Here is a 15230-nt window from a genome sequence, read left to right on the forward strand (position 1 = left end):
GCGCTCCTGCCGTGGCACTGCTATTGCGGAGGAAGGTCAGCCGAGTTCGGCGAGGACCTTCGCCACGATGCGCTGGACCGAGAGGCCGTAGCGTTCGTGGAGGGTGGGCAGGGCGCCGGCGTCGAGGAATTCGTCGGGCAGCGCCACCGGCACCACGCGCTTGCCGAGGCCTGCGGTGACGACGGCGGAGGCGACGGTTTCGAACAGTCCGCCGATGACGCTGTGGTTTTCCAGGGTCACGGCCAGCCGGTCGGTGTTGATCTCGGCCAGGACGGTTTCGGCGTCGAACGGCTTGATGGTGGGGGCATGGACGACGGCGACGTCCACGTTGTGTGCCTCCAGTGCCTTCGCTGCCTGCAGGGCACGCATGGTCATCAGTCCGCTGGAGACGAAGACGACGTCGTTGCCGCCGCGCAGGACCTTGGCCTTGCCGAGCTCGAAGGTGTAGTCGTACTCGTCCAGGACGGTGGGCACGTTGCCGCGGAGCAGGCGCAGGTAGGTGGGTCCTTCGCTGGCTGCGAGCTGCGGGACGGCCTGTTCGATGTCGAGGGAGTCGCAGGGGTCCACGATGGTCAGGTTCGGCATGCCGCGGAAGATCGCCATGTCCTCGGTGGCCTGGTGGCTGGGGCCGTAGCCGGTGGTGAGGCCGGGGAGGCCGCCCACGATGTTGACGTTCAGGTTCGGTTCGGCCGCGTCCAGGCACAGGAAGTCGTAGGCGCGGCGGGCGGCGAACACCGAGTACGTCGACGCGAACGGCACCAGGCCGGTTTCGGCCAGGCCGGCTGCCGCGCCGAAGAGGAGCTGTTCGGCCATACCCATCTGGAAGAAGCGCTCCGGGAAGGCCTTGGCGAAGATGTGCATGTCGGTGTACTTGCCCAGGTCCGCGGTGAGGCCGACGATCTTGTCGTTTTCCTGCGCGGCCTTGACCAGGGCGTGCCCGAACGGGGCGGAGGCGGTCTTCTGGCCCGGATCGGCGAAGGACGCGATCATCGCCGAGGTCTTCAGCTTGGGGGCCGTTGTGGTGGCTGGGGCCGTGGTGGCGGTGCTCATCGGGCGGCCTTTCCTTCGTATCCTGCGGTCAGCTGCTCGCGGCAGGTCTGCCATTCGTGTTCTTCGATGCGCATGAAGTGAGCCTTTTCGCGTTCCTCCAGCAGCGGCACGCCGCGGCCCACCTTGGTGTCGCAGAGGATCACGGAGGGCCGACCGTTGGTGCCGGCCTGCGCGGCGGCGTTGTCGAATGCGGCCAGCAGCGCGGCGACGTCGTTGCCGTCCACCCGCTGGGTGTACCAGCCGGCGGCTTCCCACTTTTCGGTGATGGGTTCGGTGCGGAGCACAGTGTCGGTCTTGCCGTCGGCCTGCAGGGCATTGATGTCCACCATGGCGGTGAGGTTGCCGAGCTGGTGGTGGTGGGCGCCCATCGCGGCTTCCCAGGTGGAGCCTTCGTCCAGTTCCCCGTCGGAGAGGAAGTTGAACACCCGGCAGCCGGAGCTCTGGTAACGCAGGCCCAGGGCCATGCCGACGGCGATGGTCAGCCCGTGGCCCAGGGACCCGCCGGAGATTTCCATGCCTGGGGTGTAGGTGGACATCCCGGACATCGGCAGCCGTGAGTCATCGGAGCCGTAGGTCTCCAACTCGGATACGGGCACGATGCCGGCCTCGGCCAGGGCCGCATAGTGCCCGATCGCGTAGTGGCCGGTGGAGAGCAGGAACCGGTCGCGGGCCTCCCAGTGCGGGTCCTCGGCGCGGTAGCGGAGCTGGTCGGCGTAGACGACGGCGAGCATGTCCGCCGCGCCCAGGGCCTGGCCGACGTAGCCCTGGCCCTGGACCTCGCCCATGTTCAGTGCGTGGTGCCGGATCCGGTAGGCCGCGGCGCTGACCCGTTCGAGTCGTTCAGCGGGGGTTTCCTGGGTCATTGCTTCCTTCGTGGGGAGTGCTTGGGTGTGCAGGTCCTGCGGGGCGGTTTCGTTGACGGTGGTCACTAGGCGCTCACGGACTGGGGGGTGCTTTTGGTGATTTCGTCAGCCAGTTCGCGCTCGCGCTTGCCCCAGGTCTCCCGGGTGGCGAAGGCGGCCCAGAGGCCGATCAGGGCGTAGAAGCCGAACAGCAGGGCCGGGCCCATCCAGCCGAAGCTGACGAACAGCAGGGTGGTGATGAAGGGGGTGAAGCCGGAGACCATGGCGGAGATCTGGTAGGCCAGGGAGGCGCCGGAGGCGCGGGTCTTGGCCTGGAAGAGTTCGGGGAACCATGCGCCCTGGGCGCCTGCGAGGGAGTTCTGGCAGACGGCGTAGGAGATCACGATCGTGGCGATGATGAAGACGAACAGGCCCGTGTTGACCAGCAGGAACATCGGAATGGCGAACAGCGCGGCGAAGGCGGTGGACCAGATGTACAGGGGGCGGCGGCCGATCCGGTCGGTCAGGCGGCCCCAGGCCTGGGTGGCGAAGATGCCGATGGCGGACGCGATGCAGAGGGCCACCAGGGTCTGGGTCTTGTCGGCCAGGTGCTGGCTGTTGATGTAGGAAATCATGTACGTGATGGATACGGCGTAACCGGCGGTCTCGGCGATGCGCAGGCCAATGCCCTTGACGATGTTGCGCCAGTCGGTCTTGATGACCTCCACGATGGGGGACTTGACGATGTCGCCGTGGTCCTTGACCTCATCGAAGACCGGGGACTCGGGAACCTTGGAGCGGATGATCAGGCCGACCACCACCAGCACGATGCTGGCCAGGAACGGGATGCGCCAGGCGAGCTCGCCGCCGAGGTTGACGCTGACCAGGAACACCAGGTTGGCCAGCAGCAGGCCCACCGGGAAGCCGGCCTGGACGATGCCGGTGAACTTGCCCTTGGACTTCCACGGAGCGTGTTCGTAGCTCATCAGGATGGCTCCGCCCCATTCGGCGCCGAAGGCCAGGCCCTGGACGATGCGGACAAACACCAGCAGCGCCGGGGCGAGCAGGCCGACCTGGCTGTAGGTGGGCAGCAGGCCGATGAAGAAGGTGGCGATGCCCATGAGGATCAGGGAGGTGACCAGGACGGGCTTGCGTCCCACCTTGTCGCCCAGGTGGCCGCCGATGATGCCGCCCAGCGGCCGGGCGGCGAAGCCAACGCCGAGTGTGGCGAAGGCGGCCAGCGTTCCGGTCACCGGGTCGCCGGTGGGGAAGAACGCATTTCCGAAGTACAGGGCGGCCGCAGTGCCGAAGCCAATGAAGTCGTATGTCTCGATCACGGCGCCGACACCCGAGCCGATGGCGACCCGCCTGGCGTCCTTGGTGCCGTGGACCGGCCCCCGCATAGTCAGAGCTTCGTTGCTCATAGTGGTTCCCTTCCGAAGAGCGGCTGAAACGGGTCCAGCGCTGTCGACTGTTAACAAGATAGACCCAGTGTGACCGACGTCATGCCGACTGTCAACAGTCACCGTCAGGAGTTGACTGTTAACAGTCGACTCGTCTAATGTGGTGGCCATCACTACAGCCCGCCGGGCACGACCAGAGGACCAACAACGATGTTCCATTCCCGACTCGGGTGCTCATCCATCAGCTTCCGCCACCAGGATCTGCCGACAGCCCTGCGAACCATGGCCGGACTGGGTTTCAATGAGATCGACCTCGGCGCCCTCCCCGGCGTCTGCGACCACGTTCCGTATGAGCTTGACGCGGACGCCGTGTCAGCAGTGGCCAGCGACGTGGCGGAATCGGGACTGCGCGTCCGCTCCGTCAACGGGGACATCGGGGACCTCAATGCAGTGCTCGACGGCGGCCGGCAGGCTGAGCGGGACAGGCACCTTGATGCCCTGCTCACCCTCACCGCGAAAACGGGGGCCAAGGCGCTGGTCCTTCCCTGCGGCGCGCTGAGCCACGAGCCGGTCCGCAGCCTCGAGGAGGACCTGGACACCGTCGCGGCGCAGCTGATCCGGGCGGGGGAGCGCGCTGCGGAGTTCGGCGTCGAACTCTGGACCGAGTCGCTGCACTTCCTACGGTTCTGCTGGAACCTGGAACGCGCGGAACTGCTGGCACAGCGGCTGGCGGGCACCGGCGTCGGAATTGTCATGGACTTCAGCCACATTGTCGCCGCCGGCGAGGACCCGCTGGAGTACCTGGCACGCCACGAGGGCCGGATAGCCCATGTGCACCTGCGCGATGCGGTGCCGGGGAACATCAACCTCAGCATCGGCAACGGCCAGGCGGATTTCGCCGCCGGGCTGCGGGCCCTCGCGGCCCAGGGCTACGGCGGGCACTTCAGCCTGGAACTCGAAACCCGTGACGTCACCCACGACGAACGCCCAGCGGCCACCGCCAAGGCAGCCAGCTTCATTACTGACCTCATCTGATCCACCCACCACACAAAACCCACTTAGGAGCATCATGTCCGCCATTCAGCGCACCGCAGTCCTCACCGGAGCCACCTCAGACCGCGGCATCGGCATGACCACCGCCCGCCGCTACGCCAGCCAGGGCTGGGCCGTGGTGATCCTGGACCTCGACGGCGAGAAGTCCGCCAAGGTCGCCGCCGAAATCGGCAACGAATTCAACGTCCCCGCTTTCGGTTACCAGATCGACGTCGCCAACGAGGCCTCCGTCAACGCTGCCTACAAGGCGGTCGCCGCCGAGGTCCAGAGCGGCTCCCTGCCCGCCGTCGGCGCCCTGGCCAACATTGCCGGCATCACCTCGCCCATCCCGTTCCTGGAAACCACCCTTGAGCTGTGGCACAAAGTCATGGACGTCAATGCCACCGGCACCTACCTGGTGACCAAGGCCTTCCTGCCGGACATGATCGGGAACGGTTGGGGCCGCATCGTCAACATGTCCTCCGTTTCCGCCCAGCGCGGCGGCGGCGTCTTCGGCAAGGTCCCCTACTCCGCCGCCAAGGCCGCCATTCTCGGCTTCACCAAGGCCCTCGCCCGGGAGCTCGGCGACACCGGCGTCACGATCAACGCCATCACTCCGGGCGCCGTGGACACCAACATCCGTGTGGGCAGCACTCCAGAGCTGGAAGCAGCCATCAACGCCGGCATCCCGCTGGGCCGCAACGCCACCACCGAAGAAGTAGCCGCCGTCATCACCTTCCTGTCCTCCGAGGAATCCGCCTACCTGACCGGCACCACCATCGACATCAACGGCGGAAGCCACATGCACTAAGCACCCCCGGAACTGCCACAGACCCCGTCGAGAAGCACGCCCGCCCCGCCACCCCACAGAGAGCCAGCCATGACCAGAATCTTCAACAATCCAGCGGACTTCGCTGAGGAAGCCCTCGCCGGCTTCTGCGATCTCCACTCCGGCCTGGTCCGCCAGGTTCCCGGCGGTGCCGTGCGCCGGCACCGCCCCGCGGCACCCAAGGTCGCGGTCCTCGCCGGCGGCGGTTCCGGCCACTACCCGGCCTTCGCCGGACTCATCGGCCCAGGTTTTGCCGACGGCGCCGTGGTGGGCAACATCTTCACCTCGCCGTCCGCGCAGCAGGCCTACGCCGTGGCCAAGGCCGCGGACAGCGGCGCCGGCGTGGTGTTCACCTACGGCAACTACGCCGGCGACGTGATGAACTTCGGCATGGCCAGCGAACGGCTGGCCGCCGAGGGCATCGCCGTCGAGAACGTCCTGGTGACGGACGACGTCGCCAGCGCCCCGCCCTCGGAAGCGTCCAAGCGACGCGGGATCGCCGGCGACTTCACGGTCTTCAAGGTCATGGGGGCGGCCGCCGAAGCCGGGGCAGACCTGGCCGACGTGGTCCGCATCGGCCGCACGGCCAACGACCTGACCCGCACGATCGGCAGCGCCTTTGCCGGCTGCACCTTCCCCGGCGCCGACGCGCCGCTCTTCTCGCTGGCCGACGGACAGATGGGGCTTGGCCTGGGAATCCACGGCGAACCCGGCCTCTTCGACACGGACCTTCCGCCGGCCGCGGACCTGGGCCGGGAACTGGTGACGCGCGTGCTGGCCGAAACCCCGGACGGGGCTGGGCAGCGCATCGCCGTGACCCTCAACGGATTGGGCTCCACCAAGCACGAGGAGCTGTTCGTGCTGTGGGGAACCGTCGCGCCGCTGCTCCGCGAGGCCGGCTACACGCTGGTGCTGCCGGAGGTGGGCGAGCTGGTCACCAGCCTGGACATGGCTGGAGTCTCCCTCACGGTCACGTGGCTTGACGATGAGCTGGAGCCGCTCTGGGCGGCGCCGGCGGAAACCCCGGCGTACCGGCGCGGAACCACTGCGGCCCAGTCCGGCAGTCTGACTGCCGCCGAGGCGGACGACGACGGCAGCACCGCTGTTGCTTTCACCGCCACCGCTTCCTCCCGCGGGTACGCAGCTGCCTGCGTCTCGGGGCTGGTGGCGGCACGCGATCTCCTGCATGCGGAAGAGCCGCGGCTGGGCGACATGGATGCGGTTGCCGGCGACGGCGACCACGGCCGGGGCATGGTCAGGGGCGTGGATGCAGCTGTCGCAGCCGCTTCTGACGCTTTCGGCCAGGGCGCCGGCGCGGGGGACGTCCTGGCTGCCGCCGGCGACGCCTGGGCGGACCGCGCGGGCGGAACCTCAGGAGTCCTCTGGGGTGCGGGCCTGCGGGCCCTGGGCGAGTCCCTTGGCAACAGCCAGGTTCCTGGAGCCGCAGAGCTTTCGGCAGCCGTCACGGCGTTCGCCGGCCGCATCACCGGACTGGGCAAGGCCGAGCTGGGGGACAAGACCATGGTGGACGCGCTCCTGCCGTTCGCCGAAACCCTGGCCCGCCTGACGGAGGAAGGCGCCGGGGCCGAGGCGGCCTGGCAGGATGCGGCCGCGGCCGCGACCTCCGCCGCTGCCGCCACCGCCGCGCTGCGCCCGCTCAAGGGCCGCGCCCGTCCGCTGGCGGAGAAGAGCCTGGGCACCGCCGATCCGGGTGCCACGTCGCTGGCCATGATCTTCACCGTCCTGGGCGGACACCTGGCCCGGGAAGCCGCTTCTTCTGTTGCCGCGGAGGCCGCCGTATGAGCGCCGCAGCAGGCACACCCGCACTGCGGATCATCGTGGGTGCCGACGAAGCCGGCGTTGACTACAAGAATCGCGTCCTGGAGGATCTGCGCGCCGATGCCCGGATATCCGAGGTGATCGACATCGGCGTCAACCGGAGCGACGAGCCGGACGAGTTCAGCAAGCCATACCCGCACGTCGGCATCACTGCCGGCGAGATGATCCGGGACGGGCAGGCGGACCGGGCCATCCTGTTCTGCGGGACCGGGATCGGCGTGGCCATCGCCGCCAACAAGGTGGCGGGCGTGCGGGCGGCCACCGCCCACGACTCATTCTCGGTGGAGCGGTCCGTACTCTCCAACAACTGCCAGGTCCTCACCATGGGCCAGCGGGTTGTGGGCCTGGAACTGGCGCGCAGGCTCGCGCGGGAATGGGTGGGCTACACCTTTGACCCGGAGTCGGCGTCGGCCGGAAAGCTGAACGTGCTCAGCGATTACGAAGGGTGCTGAGCGCGCCTATTCGACGATGACCCGCACCCGCTGCACCGTGTTGTTGCCCATGCCCTGGTAATTCCAGTGCTGCTCCAGCGGCTGCACGGCGCCGGTGGCGTCGGTGGCCCGGCAGGCCAGCTCGTGGTGGCCGGGGTCTGCCACCCAGGGCAGGCTCCAGCCGCGCCACGCGAAGGCGCCGGCAGGCTTGTCCAGCTGCGCCGGAACCCACTTGCCGTCAATGCCGACCTCAACCTTCGTCACGGCGCCCTCACCGGACCAGGCCCGGCCCTGCAGCATGACGGGGCCGCGCGGCAGGTACCTGCGGCGGGTGAAGAAGTCAGGAATGCCCGGCGGAACCATCAGGGACCGGACCCTGATCCGCGAAACCGGAGTGCCGGCGTCGTCCGCGTTGTGCTGGTAGCGGTAGGCGACCGACTGCTGGAAGCCGGTGAACGGGGTGGTGACCACCTGGATTGACTGCAGCCACTTGACGCTGGCCATGCCGTACCAGCCGGGGACCACCAGCCGCAGCGGATAGCCGTGCTGCGGCGGCAGTTCGTTGCCGTTCATCCTGTACGCAAGGACGACGTCGGCCCGGGACGCTTCCGAAATCGGCAGGCTCCGGGCGTACTGCTGCCGGACGCCGCCCTGGATTCCGGCGTCGAGGCCCGTGAACACCACCTCGACGGCCTCGGGCTCCACCCCCGCCTGGGCGAGCAGGTACGCCAGCGGGACACCGGTCCAGACGGCCGTTCCCACGCCCTCCAGTGTCCAGGGCTGGCTGAGCGGCCGTGGCCTGAGCAGCGAACGCCCGTTGCCGGCGCATTCCAGGGTCACCTGGACGCTGATGGCAGGATCCCGCTTCAGGGCCGTGAGGCTCAGTTCCATCGCCCGCTCCACGGCCCCGCCGATCCGCAGGTGCCACGCGCCGCTGACCTGCGGAATGTCGAAGTGGGTCAGCACATAATGCAGCCCGGGCGGAGTCACGTCCTCACGCAGGGCCTCGAGGGGCATCGAGTGGTTCCGGACAGCGAGCTGCAGCTCCTCCCTGGTCAGGGGGCCGTGCGTGGGTGCACCGGAATGGAGAGCTGTTACACCGGAGTGCGGTGCCGGGCGGGCGGATGGTCGGCGTCGGTAGATCAGCTTGGACATGGCCTTGCGATTCTGCTCGGTGCTGCGGGGTGTGTGGTGCTGCAGCGCAGCTGCTGGTTGGCGTGCTCCTCCTCACATGTTTACGCCGTGCCCATTTGGCCGTCAACAGCCCGCTACAGCTGCGGCAGCTTCACCAGCTCCTCGAGCGTCATCGGGTCCTGCCCCGTGAGGCCGTGCACGTCCGACGTCGCCCCGGCGAGTTCGCCGGCGGCAATCGCCGTGTAGGTGCTGACCCAGGCCTCGACCTGCCAGGCCGGTGCGCCGTAGGGGGCGCGGGAGGCGAAAGCCTCCTCCACGGTTTCGTGATGGTACGTGATGGTCCTGCCCGTGGACCGGGTGAGCACCTCGGCGGCGTGCGCGAGGGAGATGTCCTCCGGACCGGTCAGGTCGTACGTTGCCCCCGCGTGGACGGCAGGGTCACGCAGCACGGCCACCGCGGACCGGGCAATGTCCTCCCGGGCGACGGCGGCCATTATGCCGTCGCCCGCCGGCCCGCGGATGACGCCGTCCTCCCCGGCCAGCATGGGCAGGAAGTCGAGGTAGAAGTTGTCCCGCAGGAACGTGAATCCCATGCCGGACGCCCTGATGCGCTCCTCGGTGGCATAGTGGTCGCGGCCCAGCGTGAAGGTGCAGTTTGGCGCCGCGCCGAAGAAGGACGTGTACACAATGTGCTGCACGCCGGCCGCCGCGGCGGCGTCCACGAAGGCGTAATGCTGCTGCAGCCGGTCCTCCGCCTCCGCCGCGGACACCATGAACAGGACCTTGACCCCTTCCAGCGCGGGGCGCGAGAGCACCGGGTCCCCGTAGCTGACCGGTGCCGCCGGGGCGTCCAACAGAACCGGTGCCCGCCGGGGATCGCGCACCAGCAGGCGCTGGGCGAACCCGGCGTCGGCCAGCTGGCGGGCCACCATCCCGCCCAGGACCCCGGTGGAGCCGGTGATGGCAAGGTCTGGAAGATCAGTCATGAACGCTCCTAGGCCTCGCGGGTTGCGGGGGATTTGGTCTGGGCCGGGTCGCGCTCGGCGAGGGAACCGACGGCGGCATCGATCTTCTTCAGGACGTCCGCTTCAAGGCGGACGCCGGCGGCCGCGGCGCTGTCGGCCACCTGTTCCGGCCGGGAGGCACCCACGATCGCCGAAGCGACGTTCGGGTTCTGCAGCACCCAGGCCACCGCCAGCTGCGGCATGGTCAGGCCGGCTTCCTCGGCCACCGGCCGGAGCTCCTGCACGGCGGCAAGGACGTCGTCGCGCATCCAGCGCTGGATCATCTTGGCGCCGCCCTTGTCGTCGGTGGCCCGGCTGCCCTCCGGCAGGGGCTGGCCGGGCAGGTACTTGCCGCTCAGCACACCCTGCGCCATGGGGGACCAGACGATCTGGGAAACGCCGAGTTCCTCCGACGCCGGAACCACCTCCTCCTCGATGACCCGCCACAGCATGGAGTACTGCGGCTGGTTGGAGATCAGCTGGAAGCCCAGTTCCCTGGCCAGGGCATGGCCGTTGCGGAGCTGGCCGGCGGTCCACTCGCTGACCCCGATGTACAGGGCCTTCCCCTGCCGGACGATGTCCGCGAACGCCTGCATGGTTTCCTCGAGCGGCGTTTCAAAGTCGTAGCGGTGGGCCTGGTACAGGTCCACGTAGTCCGTCTGCAGCCGGCTGAGCGACCCGTCGATGGATTCCATGATGTGCTTGCGCGACAGGCCGAGGTCGTTCTTGCCCTTGGGGCCGGTGGGACCGAACACCTTGGTGAAGATCTCCACCGACTGCCGGCGTTCGCCCTTGAGCGCTTCGCCCAGAACGGTTTCTGCCGCGGTGTTGGCGTACACGTCTGCGGTGTCGAAGGTGCTGATGCCGGCGTCCAGTGCCGCCCGCACGCACTGGGTGGCGACGTCGTTCTCCACCTGGGAGCCGTGCGTCAGCCAGTTGCCGAACGTGATTTCTGAAATCTTGAAGCCGCTGTTTCCGAGGTATCTGAATTCCATGGGCTTCACGCTAGCCGAGATGGTTGCTCAGGGTAAGGGTCAGGCGCGGGTGCGGGCGTCCGGGTGCTGCGCGAGCGACGTCATGGAACCGGTATCCAGGACGGTGACATGTCCGGCAACGGCCGGTTTCCGGGCAGGCCGTGGCGGCTGGGCGGACAGTGCCAGGGCGGACCGCACCGTTTCCCCCTTGCTGGCGGTGCCCTTGCCGGCACTCCTGTCGGCGGTTTCGGCCGGCGCGGCGTCGTGGCGCAGGGCCGATTCCACCAGCGGTGCCACCTCGGTCACGCTGGCGGCGGCGACATCAGGCGGCGGCAGGTCCCGCACAGTCACCTTGACTTCCGGCGCGGCGGCCCGCGCACGCGCCACCGCGCGGGCGTCCGCGGCTGCGACGGCGTCGGCCCAGTCTTTCGCGAGGACGGGCGGCACCGGCCGGGCGGCGGTCACCAGAGGATGGTGGACGACGGCGCGGCGGAGCGCCTCCTGCAGGCCGGCGCGGGTCCGCAGTTTCTTCCAGTCGATCGGTGTTCGGGGCTCGCGGACCGGGCGTGGGGCCTTGGCGGCCTTTTTGGCCTTTGCCGGCACCGTTTCTGCGTCGGCGGGCAGCGGGCTGCCGTCTGCGGCGAGCCGCACAATCTCGACGGTCTCGTTCTTGGGAAGGTGACCAAACAGCGCCATCACGATCAGTGCAGCAAGGCGTCCCAGCCCGGCAATCACCAGGGTGAGCATGACGCTGATGCAGAGGCCGATGAACATGAGGAAGGCGACGCCCAGCGTGCCGAAAAAGGTCAGGTTCAGCGCAATCGTTGTCGGATCTTCCACTTCACCCTCCTTGCCATCGGCGCCCAACCCACAATGATTGCGCCGGAAAACAGCCCCTAACCACCATACGGACTATTTACTGCCGACATGCCTGCATGACAAGCGCCGGCAACTGTTGTTTCGAAGCTGTTATAGACGCGGCCCTCCGCAGGCGCGGATAGGCTGATCCAGCAAGCCACCGCCACGTTCCCGAGGGATGCCATGACCGAGCCAGAACCCTTTTCCGGAAACTGCCCGTGCCTGTCCGGCGACCGGTACGCGGACTGCTGCGGCCGGTTCCACAGCGGTTCGGCAGAGGCGGCCACGGCCGAGCAGCTGATGCGTTCCCGCTACTGCGCCTTCGTCCTGCTGGATGCCGGCTATCTCCTGAAAACATGGCACCCCAGCACCCGGCCCGCGGAGCTGGAATTCGATCCGGGCCTGCAGTGGCGGCGGCTGGATATCGTTTCCCTCGATCGGGGCGGGCCGCTGGACAGCGAGGGCGTCGTGGAGTTCAAGGCGCACTTCAGGCACGACGGCGAGCGCGGCGTCCACCACGAAACGAGCCGCTTCCTGAGAGTGGACCGGCGCTGGTACTACGTGGACGCCGTCGCACTTCACCGGTAGCCGAACCTGCGGCCGCCGGCAACGGGTCAGTGCTGCTTGCGGTTCGGTTGTTCTCGCGGCTCAGTGCTCCTCGTAATCGGCGGTAGGCGTGAACCCGGCACGGTCCACCTTGCGGTGGAAGTGCATCCCGGCCATGCCCCCCAGGACGGCACCCACCAGTGCCACCAAGGCGACCACGACGGCGGCGATGATGCCGGTGGTGGTCACCTGGCCTTCGTTGACCGGAATCCGCGGGAAGCTGTTCAGCTGCGCCAGGATATTGAACTGCTCGCCGGCGATCATGCCAAGCACAGCCACCAGCACAGCGGCAATCAGGGCCCAGATCCACACCATGAAACCCTGCTTCGCGCCATTGAACCTGGCCATCCTGCCGGCGACGTAGCCGCCGCTGTAATAGGAGGCAAAGAGGATGACCAGCAGGACGATGATGCCCACGATCCCCACTGTCTGGTTCGAGGTGGCCCGGCCCACGGCGGCGTTCACGTCGGTGTTCGTGGCAAGTCCCACGGCGGTACCGGCCGCGGCGACCAGGGCGGTCAGCAACACGGCCATGCCTGTGGCGGCCAGCCAGCCAAAGAACGCCGAACCAATTTTGATGCCGCCAAACGCTTCTCTTTCGCGGGCCGCAGCCATTTCCCGGGTGGCAAAGGCGGGGTCGTCGGCGCGCGCGGTGTCCGCGTTGGCGTACGGTTCGTTGTCCGGTGTGTAGTCACGTTCGGCGTACGGGGTTTCCGCGTCCGTGGTGTTGAGGGCGCGGGTGTGCGTGTCCGTCGTGGCGCCGGTGCCGGTGCCGCCGGGGCCGGCGGGCGAACGCCGGGACTGGGTGGCATCGTAGACCGGAGTGGCTTCCGTGGGGGCGTCTGCCGTGCTGTGTTGGGGCCTGTCGGCATCAGGCCTGTTGAGATCGGACCTGTTGAGATCGGGCCCGCTGGGGTCGGAGGTGCCTGATTGAGGGGAAGTGCGCCGGGGGCGTCTGTCCCCGGAGCCGGTAGGGCTGCTCATCAGCGACTCGCTTTCATTGAACGGACCCGGACTCAGGGGCCTAAGCCGGGCAACGCAATGCTGAGGCCAAGGCACTGGCCTCAGTTTCTAGCTAACTCCGTTCAATGGGTATTAGCAAGGATGCTTAGTATCCTGGTGTGGCGCGTCTTCCCTTGTCAGAGGCGGAGTGGGCGGTTGGGGACCGTGCCCGGTCAGCGGTAGGCCCGGTGCAGGTTCTCCCGGGTCGACTTCCGCGCGGAGGCGTCGGCGATCCACGGGCCGGTCCCTTCGGACTGGTCCAGCACGCCGGCCTCCAGCCACCGGTAGTCGCCGGCCAGAACCTTGCGCGCGAGGTCGCGGTCGCCGTCGTCGGTGTTCCGCCACAGTTGGTCGAAGTATTCGTCCACCCGGACGCGTGCCTGCTCGCAGAAGGCGTCGGCCAGTTCGAAGGCTGTGGCCCCCCGTTCTGGCGCGGTCCGGAGCAGCATTTCCGCGCGCGAGCAGGAGGCCGCCATCGCGAACAATTCGGCTCCGATATCGACGATCCGGCCCAGGAACGCCTGCTTGTGCTCCAGGCGGGCCTGCCAGCGGCCCATCCCGTAGAAGGTCTGCCGGGCGAGCCGGCGCGAAGCACGTTCCACGAAGCGCAGGTGCCTGGCCAGCCGCCCGAACTCACCGTACGACCTCGGATCCATGCCGGCGCCGGCCACCAGTTTGGGCAGCCATTTGGCGTAGAAGCCCGACGCCCCGACGGCGGCCCGCGCCTTGTCCGAAAGGCTCGCCTCGGCTGAGGCGAGGTCCCCGGCCGCGGCGAGGTGAGCGTCCACGGCCTCGCGGGCTATCAGCAACCGCATGATTTCCGACGAGCCCTCGAAGATGCGGTTGATCCTCAGGTCGCGCAGCTGCTGTTCGGCGGGGACGGCCCGCTCACCGCGCGCCTCGAGGGATTCGGCCGTCTCGAAGCCGCGGCCGCCCCGGATCTGCACAAGTTCGTCGGCGATCCGGTAGCTGATCTCGGTGGACCACAGCTTGGCCAGGGCGGCCTCGATGCGGACGTCCTTCTGCCCGGCGTCGGCCATCTCCGCGGACAGCTCGAACACGGCGTCGAGGGCGAACGCCGTGGCGGCGATGAAGGCGATCTTCTTGCCTACCGCTTCGTGCTTGCCCACCGGGCGGCCCCACTGGGTGCGGGCGTTGGACCATTCGCGGGCGATCTTGAGGCTCCAGCGGCCTGTCGCCACGCACAGCGCGGGCAGCGAGAGCCTGCCGGTGTTCAGGGTGGTGAGCGCAATCTTCAGGCCCTGGCCTTCACGTCCCAGCCTGTTGGCGGCCGGCACCCGGACCTGGTGGAAGCGGGTCACCCCGTTCTCGATGCCCCGCAGGCCCATGAAGGTGTTGCGGTTCTCCACGGTGATTCCGGGGGAGTCCATTTCCACCACGAAGGCTGTGATGCCGCCCTTGTGGGCGGCGCCGTCGGAGTCGGTGTGCTGCGGCACCACGGCCATCACCACCACGAGCTCGGCGATCACGCCATTGGTGGTCCAGAGTTTGACGCCGTCCAGAACGTACGACCCGCCGTCGGCGCTGGGAACTGCGGTGCTGCCCATCCGCGCGGGGTCGCTGCCGACGTCGGGCTCGGTCAGCAGGAAGGCGGTGACCGCCCCCTCCGCGCAGCGCGGCAGGTACTTGCGCTTCTGCTCGGGAGTGCCGAACACCTTGACCGGTTCCGGGACGCCGATGGACTGGTGGGCCGAAAGTAGGGCACCGAGGCTGGGATGCACGGATCCCAGCAATGCCAGCGCCCGGCCGTAGTACACCAGGGACAGGCCCAGGCCGCCGTACTCCTGCGGAATTTTCATGCCGAACACGCCCAGTCCGGCCAGGCCGCGCAGGTATTCGTCGGGAATCTTCGCGTCGCGTTCGATCGTCCGCCCGGACATGGTGTGGCAGTACTCTGTCAGCCGTGCCATGAAGGCCTCGCCGCGTTCCACGTCATCGGGTTTGGCGGCGGGCCAGGGATGGATGAGGCCCAGGTCAAAGCTGCCGAGGTACAGGCCCTTGGCGAAGCTGGGCCTGGCCCACTCTTTTTCGCGTGCTGCCTCGGTAATGGCGCGGGCGTCCTCTGCGGACGCACCCGCGCCGATCTTCTCGGGGGTGACGGGAGTTTCGGACGCGGGACTGTCCACGGGCGGAACGGCGCCAGTGCCGTCCGCAACCGTGCTGTCAGTGGCGGAGCTCACGGGGCATCTCCTCTAACCGGATCAC

14 protein-coding genes are annotated in these 15230 nt (G+C 68.3%); 5 read left to right on the forward strand and 9 right to left on the reverse strand.

What is annotated here, in order from left to right; all coding sequences use genetic code 11:
* Positions 1-36 precede the first annotated feature (36 nt).
* The 3 genes from ACFRAH_RS13765 to ACFRAH_RS13775 all read right to left on the reverse strand — a co-directional run bounded on the left by ACFRAH_RS13765 (position 37) and on the right by ACFRAH_RS13775 (position 3316).
* Positions 37-1050, reverse strand: coding sequence for a transketolase family protein (locus tag ACFRAH_RS13765; protein ID WP_377991446.1), 1014 nt, complete (start codon positions 1048-1050; stop codon positions 37-39).
* Positions 1047-1913, reverse strand: a complete 867-nt coding sequence (locus ACFRAH_RS13770; protein WP_377991480.1) for a transketolase — start codon at positions 1911-1913, stop codon at positions 1047-1049. Before ACFRAH_RS13770 ends, ACFRAH_RS13765 begins: the two co-directional genes overlap by 4 nt.
* 65 nt (positions 1914-1978) lie before the next feature.
* Positions 1979-3316: an MFS transporter gene (locus tag ACFRAH_RS13775; protein ID WP_377991447.1), complete on the reverse strand. Its 1338-nt coding sequence runs from the start codon at positions 3314-3316 to the stop codon at positions 1979-1981.
* A 189-nt stretch (positions 3317-3505) separates the two neighbouring features.
* Between ACFRAH_RS13775 and ACFRAH_RS13780 the strand changes: the two genes are divergently transcribed.
* The 4 genes from ACFRAH_RS13780 (at position 3506) to ACFRAH_RS13795 (ending at position 7447) form a co-directional block, all read left to right on the forward strand.
* Entirely contained in the window at positions 3506-4330 is an 825-nt protein-coding gene (locus tag ACFRAH_RS13780; protein ID WP_377991448.1) for a sugar phosphate isomerase/epimerase family protein, read from the forward strand.
* A gap of 34 nt (positions 4331-4364) precedes the next feature.
* A complete protein-coding gene (locus ACFRAH_RS13785) occupies positions 4365-5138 on the forward strand; it encodes an SDR family NAD(P)-dependent oxidoreductase (RefSeq protein ID WP_377991449.1) in 774 nt (257 codons plus the stop codon).
* A 69-nt stretch (positions 5139-5207) separates the two neighbouring features.
* A complete protein-coding gene (locus ACFRAH_RS13790; protein ID WP_377991450.1) occupies positions 5208-6959 on the forward strand; it encodes a dihydroxyacetone kinase family protein in 1752 nt (583 codons plus the stop codon).
* Positions 6956-7447: a ribose-5-phosphate isomerase gene (locus ACFRAH_RS13795; protein ID WP_377991451.1), complete on the forward strand. Its 492-nt coding sequence runs from the start codon at positions 6956-6958 to the stop codon at positions 7445-7447. The genes ACFRAH_RS13790 and ACFRAH_RS13795 overlap by 4 nt, the downstream gene beginning before the upstream one ends.
* A 6-nt stretch (positions 7448-7453) precedes the next feature.
* Here ACFRAH_RS13795 and ACFRAH_RS13800 read toward each other — a convergent pair whose 3' ends face one another.
* The 4 genes from ACFRAH_RS13800 to ACFRAH_RS13815 form a co-directional block, all read right to left on the reverse strand.
* On the reverse strand, positions 7454-8581 hold the full coding sequence (locus ACFRAH_RS13800) for a sulfite oxidase (RefSeq protein WP_377991452.1): 1128 nt from the start codon (positions 8579-8581) through the stop codon (positions 7454-7456).
* 113 nt (positions 8582-8694) lie between these two features.
* Positions 8695-9546 carry an SDR family oxidoreductase gene (locus tag ACFRAH_RS13805; protein WP_377991453.1) on the reverse strand — a complete coding sequence of 284 codons (852 nt, stop codon included), beginning with the start codon at positions 9544-9546 and terminating at the stop codon, positions 8695-8697.
* A gap of 8 nt (positions 9547-9554) precedes the next feature.
* Positions 9555-10559, reverse strand: coding sequence for an aldo/keto reductase family protein (locus tag ACFRAH_RS13810; RefSeq protein WP_377991454.1), 1005 nt, complete (start codon positions 10557-10559; stop codon positions 9555-9557).
* 39 nt (positions 10560-10598) lie between these two features.
* On the reverse strand, positions 10599-11378 hold the full coding sequence (locus ACFRAH_RS13815; RefSeq protein ID WP_377991455.1) for a hypothetical protein: 780 nt from the start codon (positions 11376-11378) through the stop codon (positions 10599-10601).
* Positions 11379-11579: 201 nt separating this feature from the next.
* Here ACFRAH_RS13815 and ACFRAH_RS13820 point away from each other — a divergent pair, with 201 nt between their 5' ends.
* Positions 11580-11984, forward strand: a complete 405-nt coding sequence (locus ACFRAH_RS13820) for a YchJ family protein (protein WP_377991456.1) — start codon at positions 11580-11582, stop codon at positions 11982-11984.
* Between the two features lie 60 nt (positions 11985-12044).
* On the opposite strand, the gene ACFRAH_RS13825 is transcribed toward ACFRAH_RS13820, so the two are convergent.
* Positions 12045-12986: a YrzE family protein gene (locus ACFRAH_RS13825; RefSeq protein WP_377991457.1), complete on the reverse strand. Its 942-nt coding sequence runs from the start codon at positions 12984-12986 to the stop codon at positions 12045-12047.
* Positions 12987-13177: 191 nt separating this feature from the next.
* Complete coding sequence (locus tag ACFRAH_RS13830; RefSeq protein ID WP_377991458.1) at positions 13178-15205, reverse strand: acyl-CoA dehydrogenase family protein; 2028 nt, start codon at positions 15203-15205, stop codon at positions 13178-13180.
* Positions 15206-15230 lie beyond the last annotated feature (25 nt).

It is taken from the genome of Arthrobacter sp. NPDC056727 (assembly GCF_042790555.1).
Taxonomy (GTDB): Bacteria; Actinomycetota; Actinomycetes; order Actinomycetales; family Micrococcaceae; genus Arthrobacter.